The organism is Streptomyces sp. NRRL F-5630 (genome assembly GCF_000719475.1).
Taxonomy (GTDB): domain Bacteria; phylum Actinomycetota; class Actinomycetes; order Streptomycetales; family Streptomycetaceae; genus Streptomyces.
The window spans coordinates 1-24,214 of record NZ_JOGO01000068.1 but is presented as its reverse complement, the minus strand read 5'-3'; the positions used below and the strand labels follow the sequence as shown (position 1 = coordinate 24,214).

Genomic DNA, 24,214 nt, shown 5'->3' with positions numbered 1-24,214 from the left:
CGCGCGGGGTTTCCACGGCCGAAAGCCGGATCTTGGCCGGAAAGTGCGGTTACAGCGGTGGAGTTGGGCTCATTGTGACGACTTGCCCGCCCGCATCGGTCGGTCGCGTGACCGGATGTGCCGCACGGAATGGGGCCTTCGGGCCCTTGCCGAAACGTCCGTCCCCACGCGTCGGAGAGCTGCGGAGGACGCGCGACCCAGCGTGGGGGCGCGGAAGGCCGGACCGGCGGACGGGAGTGGGGAGGGGCTGCGACGGGGCAGTGTGCGTCCCGTACCGGCGACGAGAAGTCCCGTACCGCCTCTTGACAGCGCTTATTGGTCTGGACCAGCTTGGAGGGCGATGGCGCCCCACCGTCATCAACTCCCCCCACAGGAGGCTCTTCCATGCTGCATTCCCCCCACCACCGTTCCCCGCGCGCGGGCCGCGGGCGCGGCGGAGCGCTCGGCACGGCGCTCGCCACCGTCGCGGCGCTCGCCCTCGGTGCCACGGCGCTCACGGCCGGCATCGCTCCCGCGAGCGCGGCGGAGCAGGAGGCGGCCGTACCGGCGCACGCGCTCACCGGCTATTGGCAGAACTTCGACAACGGCGCGACGGTCCAGACGCTGGCGGACGTCCAGGACCAGTACGACATCATCGCGGTCGCCTTCGCGGACGCGACCGCGACACCGGGCGCGGTCGACTTCTCGCTCGACTCGGCGGGGCTCGGAGGCTACACCGAGGAGCAGTTCAAGGCGGATGTGAAGGCGAAGCAGGACGAGGGGAAGAGCGTGATCCTCTCGGTCGGCGGCGAGAAGGGCACGGTCAGCGTCAACGACGCCGCCTCGGCGGAGGCGTTCACGGACTCGCTGTACGCGCAGATGCAGGAGTACGGCTTCGACGGAGTCGACATCGACCTGGAGAACGGCCTCAACTCCACCTACATGTCGCAGGCGTTGCATGACCTGGCCGCGAAGGCGGGCTCCGGCTTCGTCCTGACGATGGCGCCGCAGACGATCGACATGCAGTCGACGTCGAACGAGTACTTCAAGACGGCGCTGGACGTGAAGGACATCCTGACGGTCGTCAACATGCAGTACTACAACAGCGGTTCGATGCTCGGCTGCGACGGAAAGGTGTACGCGCAGGGCACGGTCGACTTCCTCACCGGCCTCGCGTGCATCCAGCTCGAAGGCGGTCTCGACCCCTCGCAGGTCGGTATCGGCGTCCCGGCCTCGGCGAGCGCGGCGGGCGGCGGCTACGTCGAGCCGAGCGTCGTGAACGCGGCACTCGACTGCCTCGCGAAGGGCACGAGTTGCGGCAGCTTCAAGCCGGACAAGACGTACCCGGGCATCCGGGGCGCGATGACGTGGTCCACCAACTGGGACGCGACGGCGGGGAATTCCTGGTCGGACGCGGTGGGGAAGCACGTACACGGGCTGTAGCGGGAACCGCGCGGAGGCAGGCGCGAGCCGTACGGAGGCAGGGGCGAGCGGTTGTCGCCGTACCTCCGCACGGTGGCCGTGGCCGCGCGGGCGTGGCCACGCGGATGTGACGTCCGTGCCGTTGCGCGAGGGCGGGGTGGCGGGCCCTGGGGGCCGGCTGTCCCGCCCTCGGCGTGGGAGCCGGCTGTCCCGCCCACGGGGTGGGGGCCGGCTGTCCCGCCCTCGGCGTCACTCCTCGAAGTGCGCGTCGAGCGCGGCGTCCAACTCCTCTGTCCAGCGGCTCAGCGTCGCCTTGTCCGGCGCCTGGACGTCGTGCGGGTACCAGCGCTCGTCGGGGGTGTGCACGGTGACGGTGAGGCGGCGGCCCATGCGCGAGGTGCCGTACTCGACGGCGGCCACCTCGCTCCAGGTCCACTCACAGGCCTGGTCGTCCAGCGCGTAGCGGACGCCCTCGCGGTCGAGGGTCACGGAACCGCGCCGGTCGGCGGCGGTGAACTCGGCCTCGGCACGGGAGTCGTCGTCCGCCGTGGCGGAGGCGTCCGCACCGTCCGGGTCCGAGTCGGCGGCGACGTCCGGGGCCGGAGCGGTGTCCGTGTCCGGGGTCTTGTCGTCGGCCGTTGCTTCGGCGGGGGTGGCGGCCTCCGGCTCGGCGTCGGCCTTCGTACGGGACTCGGTGCCGGCGGTTTCGGGCTCCGCGTCGGAGGTCGTGCCGGGCGCCGGGGCGGCGTCGGCCGGCTCCGCGTCCGGTGCGGGCGCGCCGGGGCGCGCCTCGGGGGCCTCCTCCGGCTCCGTACCGGGCGCGGCCGACCCCGTACGGGAACTCGGCACCGTGAGGCCGGGGATCAACGCCGGATCGGCGGCGGCGCCGATGGGCGGAAGGTTCGCTTCACTCTGCTTCTGCTCCACGGGGCGCAGTATGACGGACGCGCCTGTGGAACGCAGGTCCGGGTGCGCGGGACACACACATCCCACCCCGCACGGGCACCACGAAGGCCCCGCCTGTGGACAACTCGGCTGTTCCTGGGAATCCGCTCACTCGATGGGGTGAGGGGGTGTGCGGGTTGCTCGGGGTTGTCCACAGATTGGGGGCGGGTGGGGTGGGGGTGGGGGGTGCGGCTGGAAGACTTGATCGCGTGGAGGTGGCCCCCCCTTTGGGAGGGTGGGTCATGCGCTGGGGACGCCCCTACGCGAGGCCAACAGGCCGCGCACAGCCCCACCCCCCCGGCACATCGCCCCGCCTCCCGTACACGAAAAGACGCGACCGGAGACGGAACGACGACCGGCAGGTGACGGCGAGAGGCCGACAAGCCCACCAACTCCCGGAGGCCGGCCACACATCGCCCCACCCCGCGAGTCCCCCGGCGCCCGGCCTCCCCACGCGGCGCCACCTGACAACGCCCGGCCTCCCCACGCGCCCCCTGACAACGCCCGGCCTCCCCACGCGCCACCTGCCAACGCCCGGCCTCGCGACAACGGCTCCGCCCCGCGTCGTCCCGCCACGCCTGCCGCGCTCCGGGCTCAGCCGCTCAGTTGTCCAGCACGGCCAGCGCGTCGATCTCGATCAGCAGGCCCTTCGGCAGACCCACGTACACCGTGGTGCGCGCCGCCGGGGGCTGGGTGAGGCCCTGCTCCTCGAAGTAGGCGTTGTAGATCTCGTTCATCTCGGCGAAGTGGTCGACGTCGGTCAGGTAGACGCGCATCATCATCACGTCGTCCCAGCTCGCGCCGCCCTCCTCCAGGATGGCCTTGACGTTGGCGAAGGTCTGGAGGGTCTGCTCGCGCAGGGTGGGGCCCGCGGGCGTCGGGGCCTGGCCCTCGACGGCGGGGAGGAAGCCGACCTGGCCGGCGACCTGGAGGATGTTCCCCTTCTTCACGCCGTGGGAGAACTTCGCGGGCGGGACGGTGTGCGTGCTGGGGGTGAGGGCGGTCTTCTCGGTCGGCATGAGGGGTCAGGCTTCCTTGTTCGGCGTTTCACTGACGGCGACGGGCGCGCCCGGTTCGGGCGTTCCCGCGTACTCCCGGCTCACGACGTCGGCGGTGCGGCGCACGAGCGGGAGAAGACTGAGCAGGTCGTCCGCGCTGACGACGACGTTCGGCGCGGAGACGGAGAGGGCGGCGACCACGCGTCCGTCGGCGCCGCGCACGGGGGCGGCGACGCAGTTGATGGACTCCTCGTGGCCGCCCAGGTCGGTGGCCCAGCCCTGTTCGCGTACGCGCGCGAGTTCCTTCAGGTACGCGGCGGCGTCGGGGGTCGAACGGGGCGTGTAGCGCGGGTAGTCGAGGCGTTCGGCGACGGCGCGGCGCTCGGGTTCGGGGAGGTCGGCGAGGATGAGCTTGGCGACGGCGGCGACGGTCATCGGGACGGTCTTGCCGACGCGCGAGTACATCCGGACCGGGTAGCGGCTGTCGACCTTGTCGAGGTAGACGACCTCGCCCTCCTCGTGCACGGCGAGGTGCACGGTGTGGCCGCACGTCTCGCCCAGGCGCACGAGGTGCGGGTGCGCGATGCCGCGTACGTCCAGGTGCTCGACGGCCTGGGCGGCGAGGGCGAAGAGGCGCGAACCGAGCCGGTAGCGGCCGTCGTGCTGGCGGTAGACGAGGCCGTGTTCGGCGAGGGTGCGCAGCAGGCGCAGCGCCGTGGACTTGTGCACGTCGAGGCGTTCCGCGACGCCGCCGAGGTCGGCGGGGCCCTCGGCGAGCAGCGGCAGGATGCTCAGCGCGCGGTCGACGGTCTGGCTCATGCCCCGGCCTCGCTCGCGCCCGTATCCGCCCCCGAGGACGAACCGGCCCCGGCGGCCCCGCCGTCCGCCACGGCCCCACCATCCGCCGCCGGACCACCATCCGCCGCGGCCCCGCCCTCGGCGGCGTAGCGCTCCGTCCACCCCGGCCCCAGCGCGAGCCCGCTCCACGCCTCCGCGTCGAGCGCGGCGAGGCGGTCGGTGAGGGCGCGCGGCGGGGGCGTGGTGAGGTCGGCGGCCACGGTGAGGACGTTCGCGGCGAGCAGGTGCCCCTGCCGCAGCCGTGCCGCGACGGGCAGGTCGCGCAGGAGGCCGGAGAGGTACCCGGCGGCGAAGGCGTCGCCCGCGCCGACCGGCGCGACGACATCGACACGCGGCGCGGGCTCGTGGACCACGGCGTCGGGGGCGGTACGGGTGGCGGCGGGCACCTCGGCGGCCCGCAGGCCACGCGCCCCGTCCCCCGCACGCGTCACCCCGTCCCCCGCACGCGCTTCCGCTCCCACCGTCTCCCGCGTGAACACCGTCGCCCCGTCCGCGCCCTGCTTGACGACCAGCGTCGTCGGCTCGGGGAGCGCGTCGCGCACGGCCTGCGGGCCGCCGGTGATGCCCCACGCCGTCTCCGCCTCGTCCTCGCCGACGAAGACGAGGTCGGCGCCGCGCGCGAGGCCGAGCAGGACCTCGCCCGCCGCGGCCTTGTCGGGCCACAGGCTCGCCCGGAAGTTCACGTCGAACGAGACGAGGGGGCGTCCCGCCGCGCGCTCGGTGAGGGTGCGCAGGAGGGCGAGGCAGTCGGGCGAGAGCGCGGCGGTGATGCCGGTCACGTGCAGGACGCGGGTGTCGCGCAGCGTGTCGAGCGGGACGGTGTGCGGGGACATCGCCGAGGCGGCGGAGCCGGCGCGGTAGTAGACGACCTCGAAGGCGGCGTCGGCGTCGCGGTCCGCCGCGGTGCGGAAGTAGATGCCGGTGGGGCGGGCGGGGTCGCGTGTGACGGCGCTCGTGTCGACGCCGTACGCCGCTATCGCGTCCACGAGGTGCTCGCCGAAGCCGTCCGCGCCGACCCGGCTCACCCAGCGGGCGCGGTGCCCGGCGGCGGCGAGGGCGCAGGCGACGTTGGACTCGGCGCCGCCGATGGCGCGGGTGAAGGCGGGGACGTCGGCGAGGCGGCCCGTGGCCTGCGGGACGAAGGTCACCATCGACTCGCCGAGGCAGACGACCTCGGCGCCGGGCTCGCCGGGGCCCTGGGCCGGACCGGGGTCCTGGGCCGGTGCCGGAACGGTGGCCGCTGCGGTGTCGGTCGCGCTCACGGGCTGCCTCTCGTCGTACGTACGGGGTGGGAGCCCCTGGGCCGGTGCGGGGCCGGCGTCCACCCGCCTCATTGACCCCGGCTCGTCCAGGATGTTAGACACCAGGAAGCGAAATACGCAATGAGCGTTGCGTCCTGCGCAATGGATGACCGGCAGCACTCTCTCACCCGCGCAGGGGCACGCGCCGCCTCGGCCCCTTGGGAGTACGTCATGACCGCTGGGCACAGCCGCCCCGCCGCCCTCGAACGGCTCGCCACGACGCGCGTGGACAGCCGCTTCAAGGGGCTGCCCCCGGACGCGGAGGGGCTGACGGTCGCCGAGCTGGCCGGGCAGCGCAGAAACCTTTTCACCGGCGGCTTCACGACCCCTGTGCTCGCGCTCTCGGCCGAGGCCCTGGAGCACAACCTCGCGCTCATGGAGACGTACACCGAGCGGCACGGCCTCGACTTCGCGCCGCACGGCAAGACGTCGATGGCCCCGCAGCTCTTCCACCGGCAGCTGGAGCGCGGCGCCTGGGGCATCACGCTCGCGGTGCCGCACCAGGTGCGGGTCGCGCGGGCCTTCGGTGTGCCGCGCGTGTTCCTCGCCAACGAACTGGTCGACGCGGCGGCGCTGCGCTGGCTCGCGGCCGAGCTGGCGGCCGACCCGGACTTCGTGTTCGTCTGCTACGTGGATTCCGTGCGGGGCGTGGAGCTGATGGACGCGGCGCTCCGCGAGGCCGCCGCGGCCCTGCCCGCCGGCCCGTCGAGCGCGCGGCGCGTCGACGTCGTCGTCGAGCTGGGCGCGGGTGCGGGCGCGCGGACCGGGGTGCGGACGGAGGCGGAGTGCGCGGCGGTCGCCGACGCGGTCGCCGCGACGGGGACGCTGCGGCTCGTCGGGGTCGCGGGGTACGAGGGCGAGGTGCCCGACGCGGACCCGGAGCGCGTGCTGGCGTGGCTGCGCAGGCTCACCACGCTCCTCGTGGACTTCGACGCGGCGGGGCGGTTCACTGCGGCGGGCGCGGACGAGATCATCGTGAGCGCGGGGGGCAGCGCCTGGTTCGACGCGGTCGCGACCGCCTTCGCGGAGATCGGTGAACTGAGCGCTCCGGTGCGGAAGTTGCTGCGTTCGGGCGCGTACGTCTCGCACGACGACGGGCACTACAAGCACCTCACGCCGTTCAACCGCGTTCCCGGCGAGGGCGCGCTGCACCCCGCCTTCCGGCTGTGGGCGCAGGTCGTCTCGCGTCCGTCCGCCGAGCAGGCGTTCGTCAACGCGGGCAAGCGGGACGCCGCGTACGACCTCGACCTGCCCGAGGCGCAGGCGGTGCGGGACGCGCGCACGGGCGAGGTGCGCGGCGCGGAGGGCATCGCGGTGACCGGGCTCTCGGACCAGCACGGCTGGGTGTGCACGGAGCCGGACGCGGACCTGGAGGTCGGTGACTGGCTCGGCATGGGCCTCTCGCACCCATGCACGTCCTTCGACAAGTGGCAGCTGATCCCCGTCGCGACGGCGGACGGCACGGTCACGGAGTACGTACGGACGTTCTTCTAGGGCGTCTTCCATCTCGCCTCGTCGCGCGGCAGAGGCGAGATGGAAGACAGGCCCTAAGGCGCGTCCGCGACCTCCCAGCGCCCCCTCCCCCGGACAGGAAAGCCCTATGCCCGCAGCAGCACCCGCCCCCTCCCCCGGCCCCGCTCCCTCCGCCGATCCCGCTCCCGAACTCCTCGTGCGTGACGCCCTCGTGGTCGACGGTTCGGGCGAAGAGCCCTACCGCGCGGACGTGTTGCTGCGCGAGGGGCGGATCGCGGGCATCGGGCGGGAGGGGGGCGGGCGGCGCCTGTCGGCGGCGCGCACTCTCGACGCGGACGGCCTCGCGCTGGCCCCGGGCTTCATCGACATGCACGCCCACAGCGATCTCGCCGTGCTCCGCGATCCCGCGCACACGGCGAAGGTCGCGCAGGGGGTGACGCTGGAGGTCCTGGGCCAGGACGGCATTTCGTACGCGCCCGTCGACGAGCGCACGCTCGCCGAGGTGCGCCGCACGATCGCGGGGTGGAACGGCGGCGGGCCCGGCGACGACTCCGTGGACTTCGACTGGCGCACGGTCGGCGAGTACCTGGACCGGCTCGACCGCCAGGGCCTCGCCGTGAACGCCGCGTACCTCATCCCGCAGGGCACGGTACGGATGCACGCGATGGGCTGGGAGGACCGGCCGCCCACCGCCGCCGAGCTGGACCGGATGCGTCAACTCGTCGCGCGGGGAATGCGCGAGGGCGCGGTCGGCATGTCCTCGGGGCTCACCTACACGCCGGGGATGTACGCGAAGGACGCCGAACTCACCGAGCTGTGCCGGGTCGTCGCCGCGTACGGCGGCTACTACTGCCCGCACCACCGCTCGTACGGGGCGGGCGCGCTCGAAGCGTACGAGGAGATGGTCGCCCTCGCGCGCGAGGCGGACTGCCCGCTCCATCTCGCCCACGCCACCATGAACTTCGGCGTGAACAAGGGCCGCGCCGCGGAGCTGGTCTCGCTGCTCGACGGGGCGCTCGCGGCCGGCGCCGACATCAGCCTCGACACGTACCCGTACACCCCGGGCTCGACGACGCTCGCCGCCGTGCTGCCCAGTTGGGCGAGCGAGGGCGGCCCGGAGGCGACGCTGGCGCGGCTAGCCGACCCGGAGACCGCCGAGCGCATCCGGTACGACCTCGAAGTCGTCGGCTCGGACGGCTGCCACGGCGTGCCGATGGAGTGGGAGACGATCGAGATCTCGGGCGTCACGAGCCCGGAACTCGCGGACGCGGTGGGCCGGACGGTCGCGGAGTCCGCCGCGGCGCGCGGCCTCGCCCCGTGGCCGTACGCCCGGGAACTGCTGCTCGCGGACCGCCTCGGCCCGACGATCCTCCAGCACGTCGGGCACGAGGAGAACGTCCGCGCGATCATGCGCCACTCCGTCCACACGGGCGGCTCGGACGGCATCCTCCAGGGCGCGAAGCCGCACCCGCGCGCTTACGGCACGTTCCCCCAGTATCTGGGCGAATACGTGCGGGAGTTGGGCATCCTCTCGCTCGCGGAGTGCGTCCAGCACCTCACCTCGCGCCCGGCGGCGCGCCTCCGGCTCACCGACCGCGGCCTCGTGCGCGAGGGCTACCGGGCCGACCTCGTCCTCTTCGACCCGGCCACCGTCGCCGCCGGCTCGACCTTCGAGAACCCGCGCACGCTCCCCGTCGGCATCCCGCACGTCCTGCTCGACGGGCACTTCGTGCTGCGCGACGGTGCCCGTACCCAGGCGACGCCGGGGCGTGCGGTACGGGGGACGGGGCGGCGCTGAGTCCCCGGCGGGGGTGCTCCCGCGCCCGCCGGAAAAATCTTCGCCGCTCCGTGAACTTTCCGCCGGGAGCCGCCATCGAACTTGGTACACGCACGAGGAAAGGACGATGGCCATGACCGGCAGCCCGTACGAGATCACCGACACCGACTCCACGATCGGCAGCGCCGCGAAGCCCGGTCGCAAGGGCCGGATCGCGCGGCGCATAGCCGTCCCGCTCGCCGCGCTCGCGCTCACCGGCGCGGTCGGGGCCGTCACGATGGCGCAGGCCAGCGCCGCCGGGACGAGCGCGAAGGCCGCGACGCCGACCTGCTCGACCGCCGGGCTCAGCGTCTCGCTGAGCAAGCGCCTCGCGGGCGGGATGAACCACGCGGGGGCGGTCCTGGACCTCAAGAACACCAGCGGCCACACGTGCGCCCTGCGCGGCTACCCGGGCCTCGGGCTCCAGGACGCGAAGGGCAAGACGCTCGCGTCGAAGACGGAGTGGGGCAGCACCTGGTACGCGAAGGACCCGGGCAAGACGACGCTGACCCTCAAGAACGGCCAGCGCGCCCAGGCCGTCATCGCCTGGACCCACGCCAACACCGGCACCTCGGGCACCCGGCACGCCGCCAAGCTCGTCGTGACCCCGCCCGCCTCCACGACGCACAAGACGCTGAAGCTCGACGAGTGGGTCGACAACGGCCGCTTGAGCGTCACGCCGGTCGCGTACACGTACAAGGTGAGCTGACACGGGGTCGCTGGGCCAGGAGTACGGGGACGCGGCGGACGCGTACGGATGCGGGGCCGGGGCACGCCGGGGGGCGCGCTCCGGCCCTTCGCCGCGCCCGTCACCGCCCGGGCTGCCCCTCCCCCGCAGTGGGCGCTAGCCGTCGCCCGGTCCCCGGGGCCCGTCCCCGCTGCTGACGCGGCACCGCACCGGAGCCGCCAGAACCGGAATCATCGCCTCCGCCTCGATTCCGTTCCCCGAGGCGTGAGTTGGCTCTCGACGGGCACCCGGATCTCACGGAGAAAGACGCACGAGCCGCACGATTCCCGCAGGAAAGGACCGTACCGTGAGCAGCTACGGCAACCCCGCCTCCGGCACCTCCTACCAGAACCGCCCCGCGACCGGCACCCAGACGCCCGGCCTGGCGATCGCCGCCCTCGCGACGGGCATCGGCGGCCTGATCTTCTTCTGGCTCATCCCGATCCTCGGGCTCGCGCTCGGTGTGCTCGGCGTGGTCTTCGGCGTCATGACGACGCGCCGCGCGAAGGCGGGTGCGCCCGGCAAAGGCATGGGCACGGCGGGCATCGTGACCGGCGCCGTATCGATCGTGGGGGCCATCGCGTTCTGGGCGGTCGCCGTCGCGGTCCTCGCCTCCTGACCCGCGCCGCCGCACCCGGCAGCCGCCGCCACCGGCCCGGCGCCCCTCAGCGCGTAAGCCTCGCTTCCGGCGCGCAAGCCGCGTCCCCCGGCCTCGCCCCCGTCCCCCGGCCGCCCTCCCCCTCGGAGGGCGGCCGTTCCCCTGCCACCTCCCGGGTGCCTCCCTCCCGCCCGACGGGGCGCCATTGACCCCCCGATTTCCGGGGATTACTTTGACGCTGCACGTCGATCACATACGAGCACACCGTTCATGTACATGAACGCGACTGCGAGGACACCCATGCTGCCCGAGGGCCTGTACTCCTTCCCGCTCACCCCCTTCACCCCGCAGGACACCTTCGCGCGCGACGTCTTCGCCGAGCACGTCGAGCAGCAGGTGGCCGCCGGGCCCGCCGCGCTCTTCGTGGCGTGCGGTACGGGGGAGTTCTCGGCGCTCGACGCGGCGGAGCACCGCGCCGTGGTCGCGGCGGCCGTCGAGGTGACGGCCGGGCGCGTCCCGGTGTACGCGGGGGTCGGCGGCGGCCCGCGCCTCGCCGCCGCCTTCGCGCGCGGCGCCGCCGACGCCGGGGCCGACGGGCTGCTCCTCATGCCCCCGTACCTCGTCGAGTCCACCCCGGCGGGCCTCGTCGCGCACGTACGGTACGTGGCCGGGGCGACGTCCCTCCCGCTCGTCGTCTACCAGCGCGCCAACGCCGTGCTCGACCCGCCGTCCGCGCTCGCGCTGCTCGACCTTCCGACCGTCGCCGGGATCAAGGAAGGTCGCGGTGACGTGGACGCGATGCAGCGGATCATCGCGACCGTACGGGCCTCGGGGCACCCGCGTGCGGAGAGCTTCGCGTTCGTCAACGGACTGCCCACGGCGGAGGTTTCAGTGCCCGCCTACCAGGCGATGGGCGTCACGGGCTACTCCTCGGCGGTCCTGTGCTTCGCCCCGGACATCGCCGTCGCCTTCCACCGCGCGAGCACACGCGGGGACGCCGCCGCCGTGCGCACGCTGCTCGCCGAGTTCTACGTGCCGCTCGTGCGCCTGCGGGACCAGGCACCCGGCTACGCGGTGGCCCTCCCGAAGGCGGGCGCGCGGCTCGCGGGGCTGGACGTCGGCCCCGTACGGCCACCGCTGCTCGACGCCTCGGAGGAGCACGTCGCCGCGCTCCAGCACATCATCGCGCGCGGGCGGGCCGCGCTCGCGGGCATCAAGACGCCGGGGGTGGCCGCGTGAGCGCCGCCACCGCGCGCGGCCCGCGCGTCACGGAGGTCGTCGTCACACCGCTCGCCTTCCCCGACCCGCCCCTCCTCAACGCCTCAGGCGTGCACCAGCCCTGGGCACTGCGCACGCTCGTCGAGATACGCACCGACGAGGGCCTGTACGGGCTCGGCGAGACCTACGGCGACGCGGCGCACCTCGCCCTCGTGAGGCGAACCGCCGCCGCGCTCATCGGCCTTGACGTCTTCGACCTCGCGGACGCCTTCCGCCGGACCGCCGCCGCGCTCGACGGGGCGGCGGCTCCGGGCGACAAGCACGGCCTGATCGGCCCCGCCACGCGCGAGAAGACGCTGCTCCAGGTGTACTCACCCTTCGAGGTCGCGTGCTTCGACGTGCAGGGCAAGGCACTCGGCCGTCCGGTCTCCGACCTGCTCGGCGGGCGCTTCCGCGACGAAGTCCCCTTCTCCGCCTACCTCTTCTACAAGTGGGCGGGTCATCCGGGCGCGGCTCCGGACTCCTTCGGCGAGGCGCTCGACGCGGACGGGATCGTGCGGCAGGCGCGGGCCATGACCGAGCGCTACGGCTTCGAGTCCCTCAAGCTGAAGGGCGGCACCCGCCCGCCGGAGGAGGAGGTCGCCGCCGTGCACGCGCTGCGCGCCGCCTTCCCCACGCACGAGCTGCGGCTCGACCCCAACGCCGCCTGGACCGTGGAGACTTCCCTCAAGGTCGCGAGAGAGACGCGCGGGCTGCTCGAATACCTGGAGGACCCGGCCCCCGGCATCGACGGGATGGCGGCGGTCGCGCGCGGCGCCGACATGCCGCTCGCGACCAACATGTGCGTCGTGGCCTTCGAGCACATCGCCCCGGCCTTCACGAAGAACGCCGTACAGGTGGTCCTCGCCGATCACCACTACTGGGGCGGCTTGCGCCGTTCGCTCGAACTCGCTGCGATCTGCCGCACGTTCGGCGTCGGTGTCTCGATGCACTCCAACAGCCACCTCGGCGTCTCGCTCGCCGCGATGGTCCACCTCGCGGGCGCGGTCCCGGTCCTGGACCACGCGCTCGACACGCACACCCCGTGGCAGGACGGCACGGACGTCGTGGAGCACCCGCTGACCTTCCACGGGGGGAAGGTCACCGTGCCCACCACCCCGGGCCTCGGCGTCGCGCTCGACCGCGACGCCCTGGCCCGCCTGCACGAGAACTACACACGCTGCGGCATCACGGAGCGCGACGACACGGCGTACATGCGGCGGTTCGAGCCGGACTTCACCGTGGGACGGGCGAAGTGGTGAGCCGCGCCCCGGCGCCCCTCTCGGGCCACGCCTACCCGTGGGACGTCCTCGGCGACCCCGCCTTCCCCGCCCGCGTCCGCGCGACGGGCCTCCACTCCGTCACGCTCGCCGCCACCTACCACGCCACGCGCGCGGCAACGCCGCACCACCCCACGCGCCGCCTCGTCGACGCCTCCCACTCCGCGCTCTACCGCCGGGCTCACGACCCGGCGGCCCCCCGCTGGTCGGGGGCCCGGCTGCGTCCCGCCGCGCCCTCGTGGACAGGCGGGGAGCCCGACCCCTTCGCCAAAGCCACCAGCCTTCTGCGCGCGGAAGGTCTCTCGGTCACCGCCTGGCTGGTCCTCGGCCACGACTCGCGCCTCGGCACCGCGCACCCGGACCTCACCGTCGTCAACTGCTTCGGCGAGCACTACCGTTACGCGCTCTGCCCCTCCCATCCCGAGGTCCGCGCGTACGCGGCGGCGCTCGCGGCCGAGGCCCTCGAAGGGGTCCCCGTGGACGGCGTCTCGCTCGAAGGCTGCGGGCAACTCGGCGTGATCCACGGGGGCGTGCACGAGAAGACGGAAGGCGCCTGGACAGAGGCCGAGGCCCGCTGGCTCTCGGTGTGCTGTTGCGGGGCCTGCGCGGCGCGGTGGTCGGCACGGGCCCTGCGACCGAACGCGGTTCAGGCGGCGCTCCGCGAGGCCGTACGTGCCGGAAGCCCTGTACCCGACGACCTCGCGAGCGCGCTGCTCGCCGTACGCCAGGAGGCGACCGACGCCCTGCGCGCGGGTGTCCTCGCGGCCGTAAGGGAGCAGGCACCGGGCGCGCCCGTGACACTCCACGCGCACCCCGACCCGTGGGCCACGGGCCCCTCACCAGGACTCACGGCGCGGGCCGCCCCGGAGGTCGACGCGCTCCTCGTCCCGGTGTGGCCGGTGGGCGCGGCGAGCGAAAAGGCGATCAGAACGGCGACCGGCCACGGCACCCCCGTACAGGCGTACGTGACGGCGCTCCCGCCGGTGGCGGCGGACGAAGTCCCCGCACACGCACGGCGATTGCGCGCGGCGGGCGCGAGCGGCCTCGGCCTCTACCACCTGGGGCTCGCCCCGACGGCACGCCTGGAGACCCTGGGAACGATCGCGCGCGAATGGCAGCAGGCGGAAGGAACTACGGCATAACAGGCACCCAGTCCGTGGGGGAGGCGGCTCGCGGGGCGGGGGCGGCGGCGGGCTTCGGCGCGGCGGCCCCGGCCTGCGCGACGCTTGGCGTCGGAGGCGTGGCGGGGAGAAATGTCCCGCACGACAGGACAGTTGCGCGCGCTCGGCGCGCGCGTGGCGGCGGGAGGAGCGGACAGCCGTACGGCCCCTGTCGTGGTGGGCGCGGTCGCGGTGTTCGTGGCTTCCAACTTCCCGCTGACCTTCGGGGTGACCGGCGGCAACATGGCGTCGGCGGCGGGTTGCCGGGTCGGCGAAGGCGCGCCTGGAGAGCCGGAGACGGGATGGGCAGTGGCACGGGTGCTGGGCGCGGCGCTCCCGGAGGCCGTCTTCACACTGGCGGAGGGCGACCCGGACGTCTCGCTCGCGCTGGTGGGCCGCGGAAGTCCGGGCGGCCGGCTTCAGGGGCTCACTCACCGGGAGCCGCGCCTGATGGACGCGGCGGCGTCCCGCCCCGCCCGATCCCGGTCTACGCCGAAATGAGCACCCTGAACCCGGTGTTCGTCCTCCCGGGGCGACGGGGAACGAGGAGTGGGCGACGGCACTGGTCTCGCCGGTAACCCGAGCGATGGAGCAACCGTGCACAAGACCGTCGGGGTCTTCGGCACGGGTGGAGCCCCGCGCGTGCGGGGAGCAGATGTAGGACATATCCGCGTGGAAGTCGGGGTTGGGTGCATCCCCGCGCGTGCGGGGAGCAGTGCCCCTCCGAGGACATCACCGACGAGGAGGAGGGTGCATCCCCGCGCGTGCGGGGAGCAGCGCTGGGCGCCGTCCAGGGCCTCACCCACGCTGGGTGCATCCCCGCGCGTGCGGGGAGCAGTCTTGGTGACCTGCGGGTTTATTGCTGGTGGGGCTTCAGCTGTGCAAGCATTAAACCTTCGGACAATTCGGGCATATCTGGCGTTCTTGGCGGCGTGGTGCTGCACCAGAGAGCTTAGCCACCGCCGAAAGGGCCCGCTTCAGATGGCTGTCGGTTTCAGGCGGACGCTTCTGCCGGACTCGGGGGGCGTGGGCTCTCGCCTCCGCCAGGTCACCAGCTCGCCGCCCCGGCCCCGTCCGCCACCGCCGCGAGTCAGTTGCCGCCTCTTCCCCACGCACGCCGCGCCGAACTCGCACCGCACCCGCTTCCCCACCGCCTCTTCACGCGGCTCGGCACCCCACGGCCACGCCCACCCCTGCCTCCGGCCCGGGAACTCCCCCACCCGCTCCGGCAACCGCGCGCCCACGTCCCTCCCGTGACGCGAAGGGAGGCGTTCCTGGTGTCGGTCCGCAGTCGAAGTCCTCGGGGAGATCCAGCTCCACCATCCCGTTCGCGACGGAAAAGACGAAAGCGGAAGGGGCGCCGATGGCCTCCGAGAGGTGTGGCATGGGCGCATTCGACCATGCGGGCGCGACGAGGAGGGCTTGGCATGCGTTTCACCTCCCCCGCCCCGGCGAGCGCGACGCGTCGCCCCTCCGGCCGCGCCGAGCAGCGCTCAGAGGGCGTTGACGCCCCTCACCGGATGCGCCGGGCGAGGCGTTCCCCTGCCCGGGTCCGCCTCGCCCCACCCGCACAAGGCCCGACCGCTCCCGAGCGCCCCCTACTCGCCGCCCCCGAACCCATACGCCTCCGCGATCAGTTCGTAGGACCGTCGCCGTTCCTCGCCGCCGTGCGCGTTCGCCGTGAGCATCAGCTCGTCGGCGCCCGTGCGCTTCTGGAGGTCGTTCAGGCCCTCGCGGACCGCGTCCGGGGTGCCGTGGACGATGTTGGCGAGCCAGCCGTTGACGAACTCCTCCTCCATCGGCGCCCACGCGTGCGCCTCCGCCTCCTCGGGCGTCGGGACGAGTCCCGGGCGGCCCGTGCGCAGGCGGAGCATGCTGAGGGCGCCCGTCATGACCTGGCGGCGGGCCTCGCGTTCGTCCTCGGCGGCGAGCGCGGCGACGCCGATCAGGGCGTAGGGCTTGTCGAGGACGGCCGAGGGGCGGAAGTTCTCGCGGTAGAGGTCGAGCGCCGGGATCGTGTTCTGCGCGGCGAAGTGGTGCGCGAAGGCGAAGGGCAGGCCGAGCATGGCGGCGAGCTGGGCGCTGAAGCCGGAGGAGCCGAGGAGCCACAGCGGGGGGCGGTGCGGGGACTGCACGCCACCCGGCGAGGTGGCCTGGACGGGCCCGGGTACCGCGTGGATACGGCGGTAGGGGTGGCCGTCGGGGAAGTCGTCGTCGAGGAAGCGGGCCAGCTCGGCGACCTGCGCGGGGAAGTCGTCCGCGCCCTCGCCGGGGCGTTCGGTGCGGCGCAGGGCCTGCGCGGTCGCGCCGTCGGTGCCCGGGGCGCGACCGAGGCCGAGGTCCACGCGGTGGGGGGCGAGCGCCTCCAGCGTGCCGAACTGCTCCGCGATGACGAGCGGCGCGTGGTTGGGCAGCATGACGCCGCCCGAGCCGAGGCGGATGCGCTCGGTGTGGGCGGCGAGGTGGGAGAGGATCACGGCGGGCGAGGAGGAGGCGATGCCGGGCATCGAGTGGTGCTCGGCCACCCAGTAGCGGTGGTAGCCGAGCCGCTCGGCCGTCTTCGCGATCCCTACGCCGGTGGCGAGAGCCTCGCTCGCGGTGTGCCCGGCACCGACGGTGACCAGGTCGAGTACGGAGAGCGGTACGGGGGCGCTCCCCTGCGCGGTGCCTCGGATCTCGTCCACGTCGTCCACCGGTCATGCCTCCAGGTCGTGCGGGTGCTGCGGGTACTCCGCCGCACAACAGGAGGGGCCCGCCGGTTATTCCCGTACGGTCGCGGGGCTCAGCCGAGCACGGGCGGCTGGACGGTGAAGAGCGTGCCGAGCGCCGGTTCGCGCACCCGGCGCTCCGCGAGCCGCAGCGCCTCCCACACGCTCACCTGGTTCGCGGTGAGGACGGGGCGGCCGGCGGCGAGCTCCAGTTGCGGGATGTGCGCGGCGGTGCGCAGCGCCGTGCAGGCGAGCAGGACCCCGTCCGGGCCGGGCTCCGCCGCCTCCCGTACGAGCTTCGCCTGCGTCTCCGCGTCCCAGGCGGCGGCCTCGGCGGGGCTCGCGGGGCCGCCCGCGACCGCCCGGAGGACCTCGAAGCCGGCGGCCCGCAGGTAGGCGGCGAGGGTTTCGGTCTGTGCCTCGTCGTAGGGCGTGGCGAGGGAGACGCGCCTCATGCCGAGTTCGCTCGCCGCGTTCACGAAGGCGGCGGCCGTGCCGGAGGCGGGGGCGCCCGCGTCCTTCGCGAGCCGGTCGGCCTGGCGCACGGCCTCCCGCGGGCCTCCGCTCGCGCTGCCGAGCGTCGAGGCCCAGACGACGGCCTCGGCACCGGAGAGGCGCAGTTCCTCGGCGGCCTCCCCGGCGAGCGCCTCTCCCGGCCAGCCCGCCTCGCCGCCGCGTTCGGGGACGTGGACGAGCGGCAGCCGGATGTCGCTCGCGAGCGTCTGCTCGATGCGCGGGTAGTCGTCCTCCGCCGCGTGGCCGGGATAGAGAAAGCCGAGTGCGGTCACGTCACTGCTCCCTTGAGTACGGGTACGGGCCCCGCCCCGGGGGTACGGGGCCTTCGCCTTGCCTGTGTGCGTCTGCCCGCTCACCGCCCGCCACACCTGCCCGTACCGGACTTTTCCGGCCTCCCCTCCAGGGTCGCGCGGACCGGCGCGGCACGCACGGCGAGGGCGCGGGAGAGGCGCGGCGGCCGGCTCGTACGGATACGGCGCGAATACGGCGGGAGATAGATCCGTAAATCTCCCTTGTATGACAACAGGAAGGTCACCCTCAGGCCACCATCGCGTCACAGCCGCCAGGGCATCCGCATAGTTCCCGCCACCCGGGAAGGGGACCCCCTCGTATCCACGCGCGGTATCCATGCGCTGTACGACGCGGAGGTAACACACCATGGCCGAGTTCCCTCACCTGTCCCGCCGGGGCTTCCTGACCCGCACGGCGGCGGTCGGAGGCGCCCTGACCGTGTCCGGTTTCCTCGCCGCGTGCAGCAAGACGGACGCGGGCGGCTCGGGGGGCGAGACGGGCCTCGCCAAGCTCAGGAAGCAGGGGTACGTGAAGGTCGCCTACGCCAACGAGGCGCCCTACGGGTACAAGGAGGACGGCAAGCTGAAGGGCGAGGCCCCGACGCTGCACGCCGCGATCTTCAAGGCGCTCGGCGTGCCCGAACTGCGGCCCACCTTCACGGAGTTCGACGGGCTGATCCCGGGGCTCCAGGCCGGTAAGTACGACGTGATCAGCGCGGGCATGGCGATCACCCCGGAGCGCTGCGAGAACGCCCTGTTCTCCGAGCCGGAGTTCATCTCCCCGACCGCGATGCTCGTCAGGAAGGGCAACCCGAAGAAGCTCACCGACCTCGCCTCCGCGAAGGCGGCCGGAGCGACGCTCGGCGTCATGTCCGGTGCGGTGGAGAAGAGTTACGTGGAGGGCGCCGGCATATCCGGCGGCAAGATCAAGTCGCTCCAGAAGCAGCAGGACGGTGCGGACGCGGTGAAGACCGGCCGTGTGGACGCCTTCGTCCTCACCGGGATCTCGCTGCGCTGGCTCGTCAGGAACAACCCCGGCCTGGAGGTCGTGGAGCCCTTCGTGCCCGAACTCGACGGCAAGAAGCAGTACTCGCCGGGCGGGGCCGTCTTCCGCAAGGGCAGCGAGGAGCTGCGGGACGCCTTCAACAAGGAGCTGAAGAAGATCACTTCGGACGAGGCGGAGTTCGTGCGGCTGCTCAAGCCCTACGGCTTCGGCGCGAGCGAGGTGCCCCCGGCGAACCTCCGGACGGCGACGCTGTGCAAGGCGTGAGCTTCCCCGTACGGGCGCGGTCCGCCCCCGTACCGATCCCGGCAAAGGCCCCTGCTCATGGGTGACTTCTTCTCTTATTTCTTCGACCACTTCGACCAGGTCGGCTCCGGGCTGGGGGTGACGGCGCAGGCCACCGTCTACGGCGCGCTCCTCGCCTTCGTACTCTCCTTCGCCTTCGGCTTCATGGGGCGCAGCAGGTACACGCTCGTGCGCACCGTCGCGCGGGTGATCGTGGAGTTCTTCCGCGGGACCTCGCTCTACATCCAGTTGTTCTGGCTGTACTACGCGCTGCCGCCGCTCACCGGCTACGAACTCGACGCGCTCTTCTGCGGCGTCGTCGCCTTCGGCCTCAACTACGGCGCCTACGGCTCCGAGGTGGTGCGCGGCGCCCTCAACGCCGTGCCCCGCGCCCAGTTCGAGGCGGCGGTCGCGCTCAACCTGAGCCCCTTCCAGCGGATGCGGCGGGTCATCCTGCCCCAGGCGTGGGTGCAGATGATCCCCTCCCTGACCTCCCTGCTCATCATGCTGCTCAAGGCGACGCCGCTGCTGTGGCTCATCTCGGCCGCCGACCTGACGCAGGTGGTGCAGGCGATGCGGGACCGCACCGGCGCGACGGTTCCGGCGTATCTGACGCTGCTCGTCCTCTACTTCGTCTTCGCGTACGTGCTGACGCTCCTCATGAACGCGCTGGAGCGGCGCGCGAAGAAGCGGCTGGGGCGGCATGAGGGCGCGAAGGGCCTCTTCCGCGCCCGCAGCGCCGTGCCCGCCACCACGAGCACCGGGGGTGCCGCGTGACCCAGGAATGGAAGTGGGACGTCTGGGGGGACGTCTTCCCGGTCCTCCTCGACGGCTTCTGGATCACTCTGCTGGCGACCGTGCTCGGCTCGCTGCTCGCCGCCGTCCTCGGGCTGCTCATCGCGGTGGCGACGCGGGGGCCGGTCTGGGTCCGTGTCCCGGTGCGGGCCGTCACCGAGTTCATCCGCTCGACCCCGCTGCTCGTGCAACTCGTCGGCGCCTACGCCCTGTTCAACACGGTGAGCGCGCTCACGATCGGCATCGTCGTCCTCGGGGCGCACTACAGCACGTATATGAGCGAGGCGTACCGCGCGGGCATCGACGCGGTGCCGAAGGGCCAGTGGGAGGCCGCCCGCGCGCTCTCGCTGTCGCCGGGGCGCACCTGGCGGGCCGTGATCCTGCCGCAGGCGGTCCGCAACGTCCTGCCCGCGCTCGGCAATTACGCGATCGCCATGTTCAAGGAGACGCCCCTGCTCGCCGCGATCACCGTCGGCGAGATGGTGTACGAGGCCCGGGAGTACGCCTCGGCACACTTCGTCTACGCGGAGGTCTTCACCCTCGCGGGACTGATCTTCCTGGTGGCGAGCTACCCGACGTCGCTGCTGATGAGAAAGCTGGAGAACCGCCTTGGCCACTGAACCCGCGCAGCCGACCGACAAGCAGCCGACCCCCGCCGGGCCGTCCGGGGAGCAGGCAGTGCCCGCCCCGGACGCAGGACAGCCCGTCCCCGCCCCGGGCGAGGGACAGCCGGTGTCCGCCGCCCCGGGCGAGGATCAGCCGGTGCCCGCACCGCGCGCCGCGTCCGGCCCGCTCGACAAGACGGCCGCCGCCCCCGCCGAGGGCGCCAAGGAGCCCGGCGGCGCCGAGCTGATCCGCTTCGACAAGGTCGTCAAGCGCTTCGGCGACCACACGGTGCTCGACCACCTCGACTTCTCCGTCCGCAAGGGCGAGCACGTCACGCTCATCGGGCCCTCCGGCTCGGGCAAGACGACGATCCTGCGGCTCCTGATGACCCTGGAGCAGGTGAGCGAGGGCGTGGTGTGGGTCGGCGGGGAGCCGCTGAGCCACGAGCGCGCGGCGGACGGCTCCCTGAAGCCCGCCTCCGAGAAGTACCAGCGCCGGGCGCGCAAGAAGATCGGCATGGTCTTCCAGCAGTTCAACCTCTTCCCGAACATGAACGTGCTGCGGAACATCACCGAGGCGCCCGTCACGGCGCTCGGCGTACCGAAGCAGGAGGCGGAGGCGCGCGCCCGCGAACTGCTGGACCTCGTGGGGCTCGGCGACAAGGCGGACGCGCACCCGACGCAGCTCTCCGGTGGACAGCAGCAGCGCGTGGCGATCGCCCGCGCCCTCGCGATGAAGCCGGACATCCTGCTCCTGGACGAGGTCACCTCCGCCCTGGACCCGGAGCTGGTGGCGGGCGTGCTCGACGTCCTGCGGGACATCGCCCGTACGACCGACATCACGCTCCTGTGCGTGACCCACGAGATGAGCTTCGCCCGCGACATCTCCGACCGCGTCCTCATGTTCGACGCGGGCCGCGTCGTCGAGTCGGGGCCCCCGTCCCAGATCTTCGGCGAGCCGAGGGAGGAGCGGACGCGGGAGTTCCTGCGCGCGGTGCTCTGAGCTGCCCGGGAAACGTCCTGGGAGGGGTCTCCCGGCCTTCGGGGCCGCGAGGCCCCTCCTCCGCATATGCCAGAGCTATATCCCCAGGTCGCAAGCGTTCCGGCCCGTACCGTCGCGGGCTCCCGATCCGCCAAGTACCACCCCCGCGCGCCCCCTGCGCACTATCGTGAGCGGAGTCGGGTTTCGACCGGCCCACCACGCCGCCGCCAGGGGGACACCGTGCCTGCGACCTCCGTACCGCCCAGGACCCGCGCCCAGCAGTCGGTGCAGGACGCACTGCGCGTGCTCGAAGCGCTCTCGCGCCGTGCGGGCGACGCCCGCACGGCCGAACTGTCCGCCGAGACCGGGCTCGACGCGGACCGGCTCGGCGCGCTCCTCGCGATGCTGTGCGGCCAGGGCTACGCCAGCCGCCTCGACGACGGCGGCTACGTGACGGGCGAGTCGCTCTCGCTGCTCGGCGGCTCCTCCCTCAACAGCGAGTTCGCCATCCGCAGCCACCTCCAGGGCCTCCTCGACCGGCTGCGCGACGAGGTGAACGCCGCCGTGTACGTGGGCCGCTACGTGGACGGCGAGATCACCGTCACGAGCGTCGCCGACGCCCCCGAGACCCCGCGCGTCCACGAGTGGATCGACTTCCGCTCCACGGGCCACGCGAGCGCGGTCGGCAAGGCGCTCCTCTCCCAGCTCGGCCCCGAGGCCCGCCGCGAGCACCTCTCGCGCCACCGCCCGGCCCGCTTCACCGCCCGCACCATCACCGACACCCGCGCCCTCTTCAGCAGGCTGGAGGCGCGGCCCCCCGTCGTGCCCGTGCTCGACGTGCAGGAGTACGCGGTCGGCACGGTGTGCGCGGCGGTCCCGATGAGCACCGGCCCCACGGTCGGCTGCCTCGCCCTCTCCCTCCCGGCGCGGCACGCCCACCGCCTCCACGCGGCGGCGGCCGCGCTGAGCAGGGGCTCGACGCCGGTCCTCCTCTCGCTGACCCTCTGAGCCGCGCCCGGGAGCCGGCCCGGCGGTGACGGGGGCGGGGCCCATGGGACGGGGCAGGCGCGACGCGGGCCTGCGGGACGGGCCCCGGACCACGGGATGGGGCCGGACGGGGTCCGGACCACGGGACGAGACCCCCGAGACCACGGCGACCGCACGTGGTCGGGAGCACCCCGAAACCTTCGGTATGATTTCCGAGTCAGCAGGCGCCGCTAGCTCAGTTGGTTAGAGCAGCTGACTCTTAATCAGCGGGTCCGGGGTTCGAGTCCCTGGCGGCGCACCGACAGGGAAAGGCCCCCCGAGGAATCGGGGGGCCTTTCTCGTGCTCAGGACTTCGCCGTGAGGGCCACCGTCAGCGCTCTGACCATCGCCCGGCGCTCCGACGGGTCCTCCCCCAGCAGCCCTCGCGCCGTGAGCCCGGTCACCGTGCGTTCCACCGCGTCCAGCAGCGCCACGTGCGGGGCGGGTTCGGTGCGCAGGGGGCGGACGGTGTGGACCTTGAGGCCCACCGCCGCCGCGTCGGCGGCGACCCGTGCGGTGAGCGCCGCCTCGTCCCGTACCGCCCCGGCGGCGGACTCGACCGCGTCGCACAGGTAGTCCGCCGTGTTCTCCACCGCGAAGGCGGCGCGGGCGGGCGAGGCGACCTGCCACACGACGAGCAGCGAGACCCGCTCGCCCTCCCCCACTACGAAGGGCCCGCCGCGCCAGTGCCGCAGCGTGAGGTCCACGGGGACGCGGCGCGGCAGCGGGTCCGCCCACACGAGCCCGGTGCGCCGCACCGTCCCCCGGTAGCGCCCCGCGAGCGTCAGCACGTGCGCCGTACCGGGCCGGACCCGTTGCACTCCGGCACCCGCGTACACCGCGAGCAGTCCGCAGCCGAGCGCGAGGGCCGTCGCGGGCCAGGAGCCCGTGGCGGCGACCCGTACGAGCGCGGCGAGCGAGAGCGCGCCCGCGAGCATGGCGAGGAGGACCGCGGCCCAGCCCGGGAGCGTGCGCGCGCGCCGCTCCTCGGGCACCGAGGGGCGCGGCGCGGGGGCGGAGGAGGCCGTGTCCTCGCGCGCCGCCGGTACCGCCGGTGTCGTCGTCATCGCACGTCCCTGCCCTTTCCGCTCACGAGGTACTGCCACGTGCGCGGCCCCGGGAGCCCGTCGGCGCCGGCGCCGCGCCAGCCCTGCGCGCGCTGGAAGGCGGCGGTCGCGCGGCGGTCGGCCTCGGTCCAGCGCGGGCCGGGGCCGATCTTGTAGTACCGGCCCGCGCCCCGCGCGACGAGCATCTCGCCGAGCCGCGTCACGTGCGGCCCCCTCTTGCCGGGGCCGAAGGCGGCGGCGCCGGGGAAGGCGCTCGACCGCGGTCCCGCGCTGCCGCTCGCCAGGTTCTTCGGGCGGTACGGGACGTACTGCGCGGAGTTGGTCCAGTAGGCGTACGGCGTGGTCAGGCTGCGCGTGCGCGGCGGGGTCTGCTCGTACGCCGTGTACTTCGTGTGCGCGGCGTCCGCCCAGCCGCCGAAGAGCGTGACGTGCGAGCCGTTCTCGGGGTCCTGCGGGTTGTGGAAGAGGAGCATGTCCCCGGGCTGGAGCTCGTCCTTCGTGATGCGCTCACCGAAGGAGGCGAGGGAGCCCGTCCACTGATTGGAGCGCAGGTCCCAGGCCATGGAGATGAAGCCGGAGCAGTCCTGCCGGTAGCCGTCGTGGTAGGCGCTCATGCTGTAGGGGACCTTCGCGGCGAGCCAGGTACGGGCCCGGTCGATGATCTCGCCGCGCGTGACGGTGCCGGGCGAGGCCGCTCCCCCGCCGCCCCCCGGGTGCAGCGGCTGGCTGCTGCCCTGCGGGGTCCGCGGGCCGCCGGACGGGTCGTCCGGGTCCCCGTAGCCGCCGGGATGTTCGCCCTCCTGGGTCGCGGAGGGCTCGCGGGGCGCGGCGGCGGGGCGGACGAGCGCGGCGGAACGGGTAGCCGTCGCCGGGGTCCCCTGCCGGGCCTCGCGCGGCGCCGTCGCGAAGCCGGCGTGACGCCCCGTCCCGGGTCCCCCCGGCCTCGCGCCGCGCCTTCGCCTCGTCCGGACCGGTCGCGCCCCGCCCCAACGCGGGCGCACCCGCAGCACCGTCCCGGGTCTCTCCCGCCTTACGCCGCGCCTTCGCCTCGTCCGGACCGGTCGCGCCCCGCCCCAACGCGGGCGCACCCGCAGCACCGTCCCGGGTCCCCCCGGCCTCACGC

The 24,214-nt window shown here is 73.7% G+C and carries 22 protein-coding genes and 1 tRNA gene; 15 read left to right on the top strand and 8 right to left on the bottom strand.

The features are described 5' to 3' along the window. Positions 1-384 precede the first annotated feature (384 nt). Positions 385-1,422 (top strand): chitinase, encoded by a 1,038-nt coding sequence (locus IF99_RS0124515; RefSeq protein WP_030999384.1) that lies wholly within the window; start codon positions 385-387, stop codon positions 1,420-1,422. 228 nt (positions 1,423-1,650) lie between these two features. On the opposite strand, the gene IF99_RS0124510 is transcribed toward IF99_RS0124515, so the two are convergent. The 4 genes from IF99_RS0124510 to IF99_RS0124495 all read right to left on the bottom strand — a co-directional run bounded on the left by IF99_RS0124510 (position 1,651) and on the right by IF99_RS0124495 (position 5,464). Beyond that, the gene (locus IF99_RS0124510) at positions 1,651-2,328 is read right to left on the bottom strand and encodes a hypothetical protein (protein WP_030999382.1); all 678 of its coding nucleotides are present in this window, start codon (positions 2,326-2,328) and stop codon (positions 1,651-1,653) included. 620 nt (positions 2,329-2,948) lie between these two features. Next, positions 2,949-3,365 (bottom strand): RidA family protein, encoded by a 417-nt coding sequence (locus IF99_RS0124505; protein ID WP_030999377.1) that lies wholly within the window; start codon positions 3,363-3,365, stop codon positions 2,949-2,951. 6 nt (positions 3,366-3,371) lie between these two features. Next, on the bottom strand, positions 3,372-4,163 hold the full coding sequence (locus IF99_RS0124500; protein WP_030999376.1) for an IclR family transcriptional regulator: 792 nt from the start codon (positions 4,161-4,163) through the stop codon (positions 3,372-3,374). Further along, positions 4,160-5,464: a sugar kinase gene (locus tag IF99_RS0124495; RefSeq protein WP_037827526.1), complete on the bottom strand. Its 1,305-nt coding sequence runs from the start codon at positions 5,462-5,464 to the stop codon at positions 4,160-4,162. The genes IF99_RS0124500 and IF99_RS0124495 overlap by 4 nt, the downstream gene beginning before the upstream one ends. Positions 5,465-5,674: 210 nt before the next feature. Between IF99_RS0124495 and IF99_RS0124485 the strand changes: the two genes are divergently transcribed. The 8 genes from IF99_RS0124485 to IF99_RS33660 all read left to right on the top strand — a co-directional run bounded on the left by IF99_RS0124485 (position 5,675) and on the right by IF99_RS33660 (position 14,315). Further along, complete coding sequence (locus tag IF99_RS0124485; RefSeq protein ID WP_030999374.1) at positions 5,675-6,997, top strand: alanine racemase; 1,323 nt, start codon at positions 5,675-5,677, stop codon at positions 6,995-6,997. A gap of 106 nt (positions 6,998-7,103) precedes the next feature. Then, entirely contained in the window at positions 7,104-8,774 is a 1,671-nt protein-coding gene (locus tag IF99_RS0124480; RefSeq protein WP_051703670.1) for an N-acyl-D-amino-acid deacylase family protein, read from the top strand. A gap of 106 nt (positions 8,775-8,880) precedes the next feature. After that, positions 8,881-9,501: a DUF4232 domain-containing protein gene (locus IF99_RS0124475; protein ID WP_030999370.1), complete on the top strand. Its 621-nt coding sequence runs from the start codon at positions 8,881-8,883 to the stop codon at positions 9,499-9,501. Between the two features lie 325 nt (positions 9,502-9,826). Then, positions 9,827-10,138, top strand: coding sequence for a DUF4190 domain-containing protein (locus IF99_RS0124470; protein WP_234340833.1), 312 nt, complete (start codon positions 9,827-9,829; stop codon positions 10,136-10,138). Between the two features lie 279 nt (positions 10,139-10,417). Then, positions 10,418-11,356 (top strand): 5-dehydro-4-deoxyglucarate dehydratase, encoded by a 939-nt coding sequence (locus IF99_RS0124465; RefSeq protein WP_030999366.1) that lies wholly within the window; start codon positions 10,418-10,420, stop codon positions 11,354-11,356. Next, complete coding sequence (locus IF99_RS0124460; RefSeq protein WP_030999364.1) at positions 11,353-12,636, top strand: glucarate dehydratase family protein; 1,284 nt, start codon at positions 11,353-11,355, stop codon at positions 12,634-12,636. The genes IF99_RS0124465 and IF99_RS0124460 overlap by 4 nt, the downstream gene beginning before the upstream one ends. Next, positions 12,633-13,796 carry a hypothetical protein gene (locus tag IF99_RS0124455; RefSeq protein ID WP_051703673.1) on the top strand — a complete coding sequence of 388 codons (1,164 nt, stop codon included), beginning with the start codon at positions 12,633-12,635 and terminating at the stop codon, positions 13,794-13,796. The genes IF99_RS0124460 and IF99_RS0124455 overlap by 4 nt, the downstream gene beginning before the upstream one ends. A 111-nt stretch (positions 13,797-13,907) precedes the next feature. Next, entirely contained in the window at positions 13,908-14,315 is a 408-nt protein-coding gene (locus tag IF99_RS33660) for a hypothetical protein (protein ID WP_199806553.1), read from the top strand. Positions 14,316-15,412: 1,097 nt separating this feature from the next. On the opposite strand, the gene IF99_RS0124445 is transcribed toward IF99_RS33660, so the two are convergent. Further along, positions 15,413-16,507, bottom strand: coding sequence for an LLM class flavin-dependent oxidoreductase (locus IF99_RS0124445; RefSeq protein ID WP_030999359.1), 1,095 nt, complete (start codon positions 16,505-16,507; stop codon positions 15,413-15,415). A gap of 89 nt (positions 16,508-16,596) precedes the next feature. Further along, positions 16,597-17,310, bottom strand: a complete 714-nt coding sequence (locus IF99_RS0124440) for an aspartate/glutamate racemase family protein (RefSeq protein WP_030999357.1) — start codon at positions 17,308-17,310, stop codon at positions 16,597-16,599. A gap of 385 nt (positions 17,311-17,695) precedes the next feature. Between IF99_RS0124440 and ehuB the strand changes: the two genes are divergently transcribed. The 6 genes from ehuB to IF99_RS0124410 all read left to right on the top strand — a co-directional run bounded on the left by ehuB (position 17,696) and on the right by IF99_RS0124410 (position 22,283). Further along, positions 17,696-18,598 (top strand): ectoine/hydroxyectoine ABC transporter substrate-binding protein EhuB, encoded by a 903-nt coding sequence (gene ehuB, locus IF99_RS0124435; RefSeq protein WP_030999356.1) that lies wholly within the window; start codon positions 17,696-17,698, stop codon positions 18,596-18,598. 57 nt (positions 18,599-18,655) lie between these two features. Then, positions 18,656-19,393: an ectoine/hydroxyectoine ABC transporter permease subunit EhuC gene (gene ehuC, locus IF99_RS0124430; RefSeq protein WP_030999353.1), complete on the top strand. Its 738-nt coding sequence runs from the start codon at positions 18,656-18,658 to the stop codon at positions 19,391-19,393. Continuing rightward, positions 19,390-20,031, top strand: a complete 642-nt coding sequence (ehuD, locus tag IF99_RS0124425) for an ectoine/hydroxyectoine ABC transporter permease subunit EhuD (RefSeq protein ID WP_030999351.1) — start codon at positions 19,390-19,392, stop codon at positions 20,029-20,031. The genes ehuC and ehuD overlap by 4 nt, the downstream gene beginning before the upstream one ends. A gap of 142 nt (positions 20,032-20,173) precedes the next feature. After that, on the top strand, positions 20,174-21,019 hold the full coding sequence (gene ehuA, locus IF99_RS0124420; protein ID WP_030999350.1) for an ectoine/hydroxyectoine ABC transporter ATP-binding protein EhuA: 846 nt from the start codon (positions 20,174-20,176) through the stop codon (positions 21,017-21,019). A gap of 264 nt (positions 21,020-21,283) precedes the next feature. After that, positions 21,284-22,006 (top strand): IclR family transcriptional regulator domain-containing protein, encoded by a 723-nt coding sequence (locus tag IF99_RS0124415; protein WP_030999348.1) that lies wholly within the window; start codon positions 21,284-21,286, stop codon positions 22,004-22,006. 203 nt (positions 22,007-22,209) lie between these two features. Further along, positions 22,210-22,283: transfer RNA gene (locus tag IF99_RS0124410), tRNA-Lys, on the top strand. A 46-nt stretch (positions 22,284-22,329) separates the two neighbouring features. Here the strand turns inward: IF99_RS0124410 and IF99_RS0124405 are convergent. Beyond that, positions 22,330-23,091 carry a hypothetical protein gene (locus tag IF99_RS0124405; RefSeq protein WP_234340832.1) on the bottom strand — a complete coding sequence of 254 codons (762 nt, stop codon included), beginning with the start codon at positions 23,089-23,091 and terminating at the stop codon, positions 22,330-22,332. After that, complete coding sequence (locus IF99_RS35175) at positions 23,088-24,101, bottom strand: peptidoglycan-binding protein (protein ID WP_420705714.1); 1,014 nt, start codon at positions 24,099-24,101, stop codon at positions 23,088-23,090. The genes IF99_RS0124405 and IF99_RS35175 overlap by 4 nt, the downstream gene beginning before the upstream one ends. Between the last annotated feature and the right edge of the window lie 113 nt (positions 24,102-24,214).

What these genes read in the sequence shown, in the direction of transcription:
- IF99_RS0124515 (WP_030999384.1), top strand. Translation starts at nt 385, where the DNA reads ATGCTGCATTCCCCCCACCACCGTTCCCCGCGCGCGGGCCGCGGGCGC.
- IF99_RS0124505 (WP_030999377.1), bottom strand. Translation starts at nt 3,365, where the DNA reads ATGCCGACCGAGAAGACCGCCCTCACCCCCAGCACGCACACCGTCCCG.
- IF99_RS0124500 (WP_030999376.1), bottom strand. Translation starts at nt 4,163, where the DNA reads ATGAGCCAGACCGTCGACCGCGCGCTGAGCATCCTGCCGCTGCTCGCC.
- IF99_RS0124485 (WP_030999374.1), top strand. Translation starts at nt 5,675, where the DNA reads ATGACCGCTGGGCACAGCCGCCCCGCCGCCCTCGAACGGCTCGCCACG.
- IF99_RS0124480 (WP_051703670.1), top strand. Translation starts at nt 7,104, where the DNA reads ATGCCCGCAGCAGCACCCGCCCCCTCCCCCGGCCCCGCTCCCTCCGCC.
- IF99_RS0124475 (WP_030999370.1), top strand. Translation starts at nt 8,881, where the DNA reads ATGGCCATGACCGGCAGCCCGTACGAGATCACCGACACCGACTCCACG.
- IF99_RS0124465 (WP_030999366.1), top strand. Translation starts at nt 10,418, where the DNA reads ATGCTGCCCGAGGGCCTGTACTCCTTCCCGCTCACCCCCTTCACCCCG.
- IF99_RS33660 (WP_199806553.1), top strand. Translation starts at nt 13,908, where the DNA reads ATGTCCCGCACGACAGGACAGTTGCGCGCGCTCGGCGCGCGCGTGGCG.
- ehuB (WP_030999356.1), top strand. Translation starts at nt 17,696, where the DNA reads ATGGCCGAGTTCCCTCACCTGTCCCGCCGGGGCTTCCTGACCCGCACG.
- ehuC (WP_030999353.1), top strand. Translation starts at nt 18,656, where the DNA reads ATGGGTGACTTCTTCTCTTATTTCTTCGACCACTTCGACCAGGTCGGC.
- IF99_RS0124405 (WP_234340832.1), bottom strand. Translation starts at nt 23,091, where the DNA reads ATGACGACGACACCGGCGGTACCGGCGGCGCGCGAGGACACGGCCTCC.